Genomic DNA, 2,745 nt, shown 5'->3' with positions numbered 1-2,745 from the left:
ACTGGGGTAGTTGACCCATATAGTATTATAGAAAGTAACATAAAGAAATGAAAAGGGGGATTCTCGATGGGCAGAAATGATTATTTGTTAAGTCGTAAGGAAATATTGACTAAGTATCAAAGTCAAGCGGATGGTTTAACTCAAGTCGAGGTAACTAAACGGCAAGCGCAAGGGAAAAATACGTTAACAGCCAAGCAAAAAACAACGCTTTGGCAGAAATTTTTAGCACAATTTAAAGACTTGATGATTATTATTTTGTTAGTTGCAGCTTTGGTTTCCGCCTTTGCAGGTGAAGTAGCAGATGCGATAATCATTTTTATCGTAGTCATTTTAAATGCTATTTTTGGAGTCTTTCAGGAAGCTAAGGCTGAAAACGCGATTGCTGCCCTTCAAAAAATGACTAGTCCAACTTCGCGAGTAAAACGTGATGGTCAAGTCCAACACGTTGCCAGCGCTGATTTGGTGGTTGGTGATATTGTGCTACTAGAAGCTGGAGATGTTATCCCGGCCGATGTCCGCTTTTTAGAAACGACTGCACTTAAGGTAGAAGAAGCAGCGTTGACAGGCGAGTCTGTAGCAGTAGAAAAAACGGCGAATCAATTGAGACAACCAGACTTATCCTTAGGTGAACAAGCAAATTTAGGCTTCATGAATACTAATGTGACTTATGGAACTGCAACAGCCATAGTTACCCGAATTGGAATGCAAACTCAAGTAGGTCAAATTGCGCAAATGCTTGATAAAGTGGAGAAGCAAAGTACACCACTGCAAAAAAGTATCACCCACCTTAGTAAATTACTCACCATTTTGATTTTGGTAATTGCGGTTGTTATCTTTACATTCGGAATTCTGATGCACCGAGCAAGTTTTTTAGACATGTTACTAACAGCAATTTCTTTAGCGGTAGCTGCAATTCCTGAAGGTTTACCGGCAATTGTAACCATTACGCTAGCCTTAGGTACTCAGGCTATGTCTAAACGTAATGCTTTAGTTCGTAAATTACCCGCTGTTGAAACGTTAGGGGCAACAGAAATTATTGCTTCAGATAAAACGGGAACTTTAACACAAAATAAGATGACGGTTGAACAATTTTATCAGGATGGCAAACTACAAGCAGCTCAGGATTTTTTGGGGGATGCAAATAATCATTTAACGTGGGCGATGATTCTAGCTAATGATGCGGTATTGACGGCTAATGGTTTAAGTGGTGATCCAACAGAAACCGCTTTAATTCAGTATTATTTAAGCGAAAATAAATTAGATGTAACTGCGCTTGAAAATCGTTTAGTGCGTGTAAGGTCATTACCATTTGACTCTGAAAGAAAATTAATGTCTGTTATCGTTCAAGATCGAGAAACGGGGAAGTATTATGTTTTAACTAAAGGTGCCCCAGATGAATTATTAAAGCGTTCGGAAAAGATAGAAATTAATGGTCAAGTGCATAAATTAGATGAAAACTGGCGTCAAGATATTCTTCAACAAAATCACGCGTTAGCTTTAAAAGCCTTGCGAGTTTTAGCATATGCCTATAAAGAAATATCAGAAGTACCAGCTGAACCTCAGAGTATAACAGAAGAAAATAACTTAATCTTTGTTGGTTTAACAGGGATGATTGATCCAGAAAGACCAGAAGTTAAGGCGGCGGTTGCTGAAGCTAAAAAAGCGGGCCTACGTCCTTTAATGATTACTGGAGACCACAAGGATACTGCGACTGCGATTGCCTTACGTCTAGGAATTTTAGATCAAGTTGATGCTAGCCGGGTCATCACGGGTAGTCAATTAGATCAAATGACTGATGAAGAATTACGGCAAAAGGTGGATCAATATTCTGTTTATGCGCGGGTAGCACCTGAACATAAGGTACGAATTGTCAAAGCTTGGCAAGCCCATGATAAAGTTGTCGCTATGACCGGGGACGGGGTCAATGATGCCCCTGCTTTAAAGACGGCTGATATCGGAGTTGGTATGGGAATTACAGGGACGGAAGTTTCTAAAAATGCAGCCGATATTATCTTGGCAGATGACAACTTTGCGACAATTATTACCGCAGTGAGAGCGGGACGTAAGGTTTACGCTAATATTCAAAAAGCAATCCAATATCTTCTATCAGCTAATTTAGGGGAAGTCTTAACGCTCACAATGATGACCTTTTTGGGCTGGAATATCTTAGCACCCGTTCAAATTCTGTGGATTAATTTGGTAACTGACACTTTTCCGGCGATTGCTCTGGGAGTTGAAAAAGAGGAACCTGGATTGATGGCCAAAAAGCCTCGTGGTCTGAAGACTAATTTCTTATCTCATGGAGTGGGAATTGGCATTGTCTACCAAGGACTTTTGGAAGGAATATTAACATTAGGGGTTTACTGGTATGCGTTAAATTTCCCATACCATACGAATGATGTTGCTATTCATGCTGATGCTTTGACAATGGCTTATGCAACTTTAGGTATATTACAACTAGTCCATGCTTTTAATTGTAAGTCTTTAACAGGTACGATTTTTACGCGCCAAATTTTTAACAATCGTGCTTTTAATGGTGCTATCATCCTATCGGCATTACTTTTGTGTTTAACGATTTTTGTACCGGCTTTAAACGGAATTTTCCACGTTACAAGTTTAGCTTGGAGTCAGTGGGTAGTTGTTTTAGGAGCAGCTGTTTGTTTAGTAGTAATTGTTGAACTTGTTAAAGCTATTCAACGAAGAAAGTAGATAGAGGTTAAAAGTCATCTTTTTCAAAAAGATGAA

The 2,745-nt window shown here is 39.3% G+C and carries 1 protein-coding gene; it reads left to right on the top strand.

The window, feature by feature from the left end:
* Positions 1 to 66: 66 nt before the first annotated feature.
* Positions 67 to 2,709 carry a cation-translocating P-type ATPase gene (locus JCM10991_RS14035; RefSeq protein WP_035189003.1) on the top strand — a complete coding sequence of 881 codons (2,643 nt, stop codon included), beginning with the start codon at positions 67 to 69 and terminating at the stop codon, positions 2,707 to 2,709.
* Positions 2,710 to 2,745: the final 36 nt, after the last annotated feature.

Source organism: Ligilactobacillus equi DSM 15833 = JCM 10991, assembly GCF_000615765.1.
GTDB classification, from domain to species: Bacteria; Bacillota; Bacilli; order Lactobacillales; family Lactobacillaceae; genus Ligilactobacillus; species Ligilactobacillus equi.
Note: the sequence above shows the minus strand (reverse complement) of the source record. Positions and strands in the feature narration are given on the sequence as shown.